Origin of the sequence: Alienimonas sp. DA493 (assembly GCF_043951915.1) — a bacterium.
Classification (GTDB): domain Bacteria; phylum Planctomycetota; class Planctomycetia; order Planctomycetales; family Planctomycetaceae; genus Alienimonas.
In genome coordinates, this window is sequence record NZ_JBINJD010000031.1 from 35,154 (window position 1) to 42,288 (window position 7,135).

General features: G+C 68.4%; 5 protein-coding genes. 2 read left to right on the top strand and 3 right to left on the bottom strand.

What is annotated here, in order from left to right; all coding sequences use genetic code 11:
* The first annotated feature begins 38 nt into the window (after window positions 1-38).
* Complete coding sequence (locus tag ACG2DA_RS07090) at window positions 39-1,919, top strand: DUF885 domain-containing protein (protein WP_395254804.1); 1,881 nt, start codon at window positions 39-41, stop codon at window positions 1,917-1,919.
* A gap of 63 nt (window positions 1,920-1,982) precedes the next feature.
* On the opposite strand, the gene ACG2DA_RS07095 is transcribed toward ACG2DA_RS07090, so the two are convergent.
* Window positions 1,983-2,582 carry an anthranilate synthase component II gene (locus ACG2DA_RS07095; protein ID WP_395254805.1) on the bottom strand — a complete coding sequence of 200 codons (600 nt, stop codon included), beginning with the start codon at window positions 2,580-2,582 and terminating at the stop codon, window positions 1,983-1,985.
* Between the two features lie 178 nt (window positions 2,583-2,760).
* Here ACG2DA_RS07095 and ACG2DA_RS07100 point away from each other — a divergent pair, with 178 nt between their 5' ends.
* Window positions 2,761-3,411 (top strand): VWA domain-containing protein, encoded by a 651-nt coding sequence (locus ACG2DA_RS07100; RefSeq protein WP_395254807.1) that lies wholly within the window; start codon window positions 2,761-2,763, stop codon window positions 3,409-3,411.
* Window positions 3,412-3,435: 24 nt separating this feature from the next.
* On the opposite strand, the gene ACG2DA_RS07105 is transcribed toward ACG2DA_RS07100, so the two are convergent.
* Together ACG2DA_RS07105 and ACG2DA_RS07110 are read right to left on the bottom strand one after the other, a co-directional pair.
* Complete coding sequence (locus tag ACG2DA_RS07105) at window positions 3,436-4,908, bottom strand: sulfatase (protein WP_395254808.1); 1,473 nt, start codon at window positions 4,906-4,908, stop codon at window positions 3,436-3,438.
* A gap of 66 nt (window positions 4,909-4,974) precedes the next feature.
* Window positions 4,975-6,843 (bottom strand): sulfatase-like hydrolase/transferase, encoded by a 1,869-nt coding sequence (locus ACG2DA_RS07110; protein ID WP_395254809.1) that lies wholly within the window; start codon window positions 6,841-6,843, stop codon window positions 4,975-4,977.
* Window positions 6,844-7,135: the final 292 nt, after the last annotated feature.

Sequence of the window (7,135 nt, forward strand, 5' to 3'; positions counted from 1 at the left end):
CGCCCGCCCAGGCACGTTACGAACGAGGAACGTCCCGGATGTCGCTGACTGCTACGCCGCTGCTGGCCCTCCTGTTGGCCGTTTCTCCCCAAACCGGCGACCCGCCGGCGACCGGGTCCTCGCAAACGCCGCTCGCCCCGCCGGCGGACTTCGGGGACGGTTCGTTGGAGAACCTGACGCCGGCGGAGGCCGCGCCCGCGGACGCCGGGGACCAAGTCGACGCCCTGCTGAAGGATCACTGGGCGTGGACGCTGGAAAACCATCCGGAGTTGGCCAGCTATCTCGGGCTGCCCGGGTACGACGACCGCTGGAACGACGACTCCCTCACGGCCCTCGCCGCCCGGCACGCCGACCGCCTGAAGTTCGCCGAGCGGGCCGCGGCGATCGACCCCTCCGGTCTGAACGACGCCGAGGCTCTCAACCTGCGGCTGTTCCGGCGGGAGCTGGCCGTGCAGATCGCGGAATGGAAGACCGGCTGGCACCTGTTGCCGGTCTCCGCCCGGGAGGGGATTCAGGACGTCAGCCTGATCACCGACGGCCTGCCGTTCGAAACGGTTCAGCACTACGACGACTGGCTGACGCGGATCAACTCGTTCGACGCCAAAATGGACGACACCCTCGCCCTGCTGGCGGAGGGCGTGAAGACCGGCCGGATGCACCCCCGGGTCGTGATGAACCGCCTGCCCCGGCAGATCCGGGCGCAGATCGTGGAGAACCCCGCCGACAGCCTGTTCTATAAACCGTTCCGGGATATGCCCGGCGTCCCGGAGGAGGAGGCCGAACGGCTGCGGGCCGCCGCGAAGATCGGCATCGAACAGACCGTCGTGCCGGCCTACGAACGGATGCTCGCGTTCTTCGAGACCGTCTACCTGCCCGCCTGTTACGAACGCGTCGGCTGCTGGCAGTGGCCGGAAGTGAGGCATGAGGACGGCAGCGTCCGCTTCTGGGCGGGGCCGCGGTGCTACGAGCACTTCTGCGGCAAGTTCACCACCACCGACGCCAGCCCGGACGCGATCCACGCTGTCGGCCTCGCCGAGGTCGCCCGCATCCGGGCGGAGATGGAGGCGATCAAGGAGGAGGTCGGCTTCGAGGGCGATCTGCAGGCCTTCTTCGACCACCTGCGGACCGACCCGCAATTCTTCTACGGCTCCGCCCAGGAGCTCCTGGACGGCTACCGGCAGCTGATCCGCACCGTCGATCCGGAGCTGCCGAAGCTGTTCGGCACGCTGCCCCGCACGCCTTACGACGTGCAGGCGATCCCCGCCCACATCGCCCCGGACACGACGACCGCCTACTACCGGGAGCCCAGCGCCGACTTCACCCGGCCGGGCACCTTCTTTGTGAACCTCTACAAACCGGAGAGCCGCCCGAAGTGGGAGATGGCCGCCCTCAGCCTGCACGAGGCGGTTCCCGGCCACCATCTGCAGATCGCCCGCAGCATCGAACTGGCCGACCTGCCCGCCTTCCGCAAGTACGGCGGCTACACGGCGTTCATCGAGGGCTGGGCCCTGTACGCCGAACAGATGGGCGACGAACTGGGCGTCTACGACGACCCGTACGCCCGCTTCGGCCAGCTCACCTACGAGATGTGGCGGGCCGTCCGGCTGGTGGTCGACACCGGCATGCACGACAAACAGTGGACCCGCGACGAGGCGATCGAGTTTTTCCTCGCCAACGCCCCCAAAACGCGGCTGGACGTGGTCAACGAGGTCGACCGCTACATCGCCTGGCCCGGGCAAGCCCTCGCCTATAAGACCGGCGAACTCAAGATCAACGAACTGCGGAATTACGCCGAGCAGGAGTTGGGCGAGGAGTTCGACGTGCGGGCCTTCCACGACTTCGTCCTCGGCGCCGGCGCGGTGCCGCTGGACGTGTTGGAGGAGCGGGTGAAAGACTGGGTCGCGGAGCAGAAACCGTAGGGTCCGCTCCGCGGACCGCATCCGGAAAGGCGCCGCCGGCGGGGGCGGTCCGCAGAGCGGACCCTACGCCCATGCCGCCGCGGGCAACTTCAAAAAGTTCTCCAACAACTCCACGCCGGCCTCGGTGAGGAAGCTTTCCGGGTGGAACTGCACGCCGTGGACGGGGAACTGTTTGTGCTGCAAACCCATGATCTCCCGGCCGAACTCCTCGCTGTCAACCCAGGCGGTGACTTCGAGGCAGTCCGGCAGGGAGTCCGCCGGCACGTCGAGGCTGTGGTAGCGGGTCGCGGCGAACGGGTTCGGCAGGTTGGCGAAGACGCCGCGGCCGGTGTGGTGCACTTCGCTGACCTTGCCGTGCATCAGCCGTTTGGCCCGGCCGACCGTGCCGCCGTAGACCTCCGCGAGGCTCTGGTGGCCCAGGCAGACGCCCAGGATGGGCACGTCCGGGCCGAAGCGTTCGATGATCGCCTTGCTCAGCCCCGCTTCGGCCGGCGTGCAGGGACCGGGGGAGACGACGATCCGCTCCGGCTTCAGGCGCTCCACGTCCTCCAGCGAGACGGCGTCGTTCCGCTCCACGACGACCTCCAGCGTCGGGTCGATCTCCCCGAACCGCTGCACGAGGTTGAAGGTGAACGAGTCGTAGTTGTCGAGGACGAACAGCATGAGCGACGGGCGGACGGGGCGCGGCGCCGGCATCCTACCCGCGAACGCCGCCGACGCCCCGGGCGAACGGCCCATGAACAGTCCGCCCCCGCGGCGTTCCGTCTCGGGTATCCTGCGGAATCGGTTCGTTCGGACCGCCTCCCGCCCCGCTCACAATCCCCCTGCCCCAGCAACGCCGATGAACGCCCACCTGACCGAAATCGTCGTCGTCCTGGACCGCAGCGGGTCGATGCAGGCGATGAAGACCGAGGCGGAGGGCGGCCTGGCGACGTTCGTCGCCGAGCAGAAGGCCCAGGAGGGCGACGCCCGGTTCACGCTGGCGATCTTCGACGACCGCTACGACGTGGTTCTCGACCGCGTCGATCTGCGGGAGGCCCCGGACCGCTTCACGCTGGAGCCCCGCGGGATGACGGCCCTGCTGGACGCCGTCGGCCGCACGATCGACAACGTCGGCCGGGCGCTGGCGGAGACGCCGGAGCCGGAACGCCCCGGGGCGGTGCTGTTCTGCGTCGTCACCGACGGCGGCGAGAACGCCAGCCAGGACTACACCGGCGACCGCATCAAACAGATGGTCGAGGAACAGACGAACAAATACAGCTGGCAGTTCACCTTCCTCGGCGCCGGACCGGACGTCTTCGCCCAGGGGCAGCAGATGGGAATCGACGCCTCCTCCGGGGCGGCCTTTCAGAACCTCCACGCGGCGTTGGGCGCCACCTCGGCGAAGATGTCGCGGATGCGCAAGGCCGTCCGCGCCGGAGCCCGCGGGACCACCCTGTTCGAAGCGAACGCCCTGACTCCCGAGGAACGGGCCCAGGCCGAGGGGAAGTGAACCGCCCGCCGGCTGTAACGGCGCCTACCGGATCGACTCCTCCGGCAGTTCGCCTTTGATGCCCTGATCGAGGGGCATCACGTCCTGCCCGTCCGGGTGGGCCTCGGCGATGCGGCGCTCCAGTTCGGTTCGCAGCTCCGCGACGAGCGGCTGCAGGTCCGGCCGGGCGATCAGGTTCGTCGTCTCCCCCGGATCGTTCTTGAGGTCGTACAACTCCGCCATGTGGCGGTCGGGGGAGCCGTCGCCGTGCGGGTAGCGAATATATTTCCAGCGGTCGGTCCGCAGGGCCCGCACGTTCGGCGTGTAGGGGAATTGCTCCTCGTAGTTGTATTCGTAGTACCAGCTCGTGCGCCAATCGGGATCGCCCTCGGCCAGCAGCGTCTTCCAGGAGCGGCCCTGGACGTTGGGCAGCGGGTCGACGCCGCAGATCTCCAGGATGGAGGGGGCGAAGTCGAGCGTCAGCGTCTGGGCTTCGATCGTCTTGGGATACTTCGGCGAAACCAGCGCCGGATAGCGGACGACCAGCGGGATGCGGATCGACGGCTCGTGGGCGGTGCGTTTGTCGACCATCCCGTGCTCCCCCTCCAGCAGGCCGTTGTCGCTGGTGAAGATGAACAGCGTATTGTCCAGCTCCCCCGTGCGGGCGAGGTGGTCGTAAAGGCGGCCGACGGAGTCGTCCACGGACAAAATCGTCCCCCAATAAGCCCGCACCATCCGCTCGAAATCGAGCATCGCGGCGGCGGAGTCGTCGGGAAACTCCTTGCGCCAGTCGAACAGCGGGCCGTAGATGCCGTGCCAGGTGTTGAGCCGCTGCGTGATCCAGTCCGGCTTGTCCGCCAGATCGAACGCCGTCCGCGGATAGGGAATCCGCACGTCGTCGAAGACCCCGGCGTATTTCCGCTCCGGGAAATAGAAGCTGTGCGGGGCCTTATGGCCGACCATCAACAGAAACGGCCGGTCGGCGGTCTCCTCGTCCTCTTTCAAGCCCTCCAGCCAGTCGATCGCCATGTCGGTGACGACCGTCGTGTAATACCCCGGCACGACTTCCCGGGGGCCGTCGTTGGCCCGAAACTCCGTATCGAAGTATTGCCCCTGCCCGCGGTGGGTGACGAAGTGATCGAACCCGGGGCGTTTGCTGTCGTCGTCCTCCCCCATGTGCCATTTGCCGATGTAGGCGGTGGCGTAGCCGGCGTTTTGCAACGCCCGCGGGAAGGTGGGCAGGTCGCGGGGGTAGTCGGTGAAGTTGTTGGTGACGCCGTGGGCGTGGGCGTAGAGCCCGCCGAGGATCGACGCCCGGCTGGGCGAGCACAGCGAAGTCGTGCAGAAATGGTTCTGAAACAGCGCCCCCTCCGCTGCGAGCTGGTCGATCCGCGGCGTTTTGAGGTGCGGGTGCCCCATGCAGCCGAGCGCCTCCGCCCGTTGGTCGTCCGTGAGGATAAAGACGACGTTCGGCCGCTCCGCCGCGACCGCCGGCGTGCCGAGGGCGAACAGAAGCAATAGGGAGCGGAAACCGGGCATGAGCGCAACAGGCGTGTCGGGAGGAAGGCGAGCGCGACGACGGCGTTAGTCCGCGGCGGCGGGGGCGTTGAGGTATTCCAAGCGCCGGGCGACGCCGTCCCCGCGGCCCTGCGGCCGCAGGGCGGACGGGTCGACCGGATCCGTCCCGTCGACGTGGTCCGCAAACCAGACGATCGAGTTCAAGACCTCCGCGGCGAAGATCGGGGAATCCGTCTCGTTGAGCAGCGTCGCCAGGATCGGCTGCGGCTCGACCGCCCCGATCCGGCCGAGGAACTCCGTCGCCCGCAGCCGCACGACCGGGGCGTCGTCCCCCAACAGCGGCCGCACGAGCGGCGCCAAAGGAGCGGCCCGTTCCCCGAAGGCGGTGCAGACCATCGCCGCCCAATACCGCATCATCGGGTTTTCGTCGGTCAACGCGGCCCGCAACGCCGGTTCCGCCTCGACGAAGGGCGACAGAGCCAGATCGGCGACCGCCGCCAGCCGGGCGATCTCGTCTTTGTGAGCCCGACCAAACGCCGCCGGATTGTCCGCGGCTCGCTCCGCGAGCACGCTTTCCGGATAAAAGCTGAGGTCCGGCAGGCCGAGCATCGTCTCTCGCAACGCGGCCCGCAGGTCAGTCAGGGTCTCCGCGTGGGCCGGATCGCCGGCGAGGTTCGTGACCTCGTGCGGGTCCGCTTCGCAGTCGTACAGGGCCTCGAGCGGTTTCGGTTCGAAGAACGCGGCCCGCGTCGGATTCAACTCGCCCTTTTCATGCAGATCCCGCCAATGCCGATAGGCGAGCATGTTATAGCGATAATTGTTCTGCAGCCCGTCCGGCAGCCAGGGCTGGAAGGCCCGGACGAGGCGGTAGCGCCCCCGCCGCAGGGTGCGGACGAAGTCGTATTTCTCGTCCATCCGGTCGGCGTAGCCGAAGCTGGTCCGGCGGGCCGCGACCGCCTGCGGCGTCACGCCGGGGCCGAGGAACGCCTCGCCGTCGATCGTTCCCTCCGGCTCGACGCCCGCCAGCCGCAGCACGGTGGGGCCGAAATCAACGAAGCTGACGAACCCGTCCACCCGCGTACCGCGTTCGAAACCTCGCGCGAGGTGGGCGAAGTTCTTCGGCACGCGGATCACCAGCGGGACGTGCAGGCCGGAGTCGTACGCGTACCCCTTGCCCCGCGGCAGCACGCCGCCGTGGTCGCCGAAATAAAAGACGAACGTGTCCTCCAGCACGCCGGCCGCCTCCAGATCGGCGACGGTTCGAGCGACGATCGCGTCGATCGCGGCGTGGTTGTCCAGGTAGCGGGCCTGCGTGGCCCGGACCAGCGGCGTGTCCGGCAGATAGGGCGGCGGCGAGAGGGCGTCCAGGTCGCGGTCGGAGGGCTTTCGCTCCAAAGTCTCTTTCGTGAAGTGCAGCGAGCTTTCGTGCGTTTGGCCGTGCGACTGCATATGGAAGAACGGCTGGGCCGGATCCGGCCGCTTCTTCCAACTCGCCTGGCGGGAGGACTCGTCCCACGTGCCTTCGGGCACGACGAAATTAAAGTCCGTCTTGCTGTTGTTCGTCACGTAATATCCGGCCTGCCGCAACGTCCCGTAGACGGTCGAATTGCCGTCCGGCAGCGGCGGGCGGAAGTACTGACGGTGGAACTGCGTGCCGATCCGTGGGCCGTAGCACATCGTGGCCAGCGTCGTGCGGGCCACGGAGCAGACCGGGGCGTTGGAGAAAGCGTGGTTGAACGTCAGCCCGTCGGCGGCGAGAGCTTCGATCGCCGGGGCCTCGGCGCCGCCCTCGAAGAAGTGGCGGAGGTAGTGGATCGAATTGTCCTCCGACACGATCCAGACGAAGTTCGGCCGCTCCGCCGCCCTCGCCGGCCCCCCGGGCAGGGCGACGAAGGCGAGGAGCAGCGCCGCGAGGGCTCGGAGGCAACGGGGCATTCGCAAATCCAGCTTTCGGTTCCGTCCGCCGAATCCGCCCGTCGGGGGCGTCGGCGGACGGCGTGACGTTCGTGCACCGATTCGACGGGGTTGATACGTCGGCCGTCAAGCGAGCCCGCGGCGGGCCTCCCGGAGAATTGGGACCAAGTCTTGAGTCGAACCCGGCCGATACCGACGGGGCGGGTCCCGCCGGTTGCGCCGGCGGCGACCGCCGCTCGTTCCCGTCGCCCCCGGCTCCCCCGTCATGTCCCGACGCTGCGATCGCTCCCGCGTGCCCGCCGACGGCGGGGCG

What these genes read in the sequence shown, in the direction of transcription:
- ACG2DA_RS07090 (WP_395254804.1), top strand. Translation starts at nt 39, where the DNA reads ATGTCGCTGACTGCTACGCCGCTGCTGGCCCTCCTGTTGGCCGTTTCT.
- ACG2DA_RS07095 (WP_395254805.1), bottom strand. Translation starts at nt 2,582, where the DNA reads ATGCTGTTCGTCCTCGACAACTACGACTCGTTCACCTTCAACCTCGTG.
- ACG2DA_RS07100 (WP_395254807.1), top strand. Translation starts at nt 2,761, where the DNA reads ATGAACGCCCACCTGACCGAAATCGTCGTCGTCCTGGACCGCAGCGGG.
- ACG2DA_RS07110 (WP_395254809.1), bottom strand. Translation starts at nt 6,843, where the DNA reads ATGCCCCGTTGCCTCCGAGCCCTCGCGGCGCTGCTCCTCGCCTTCGTC.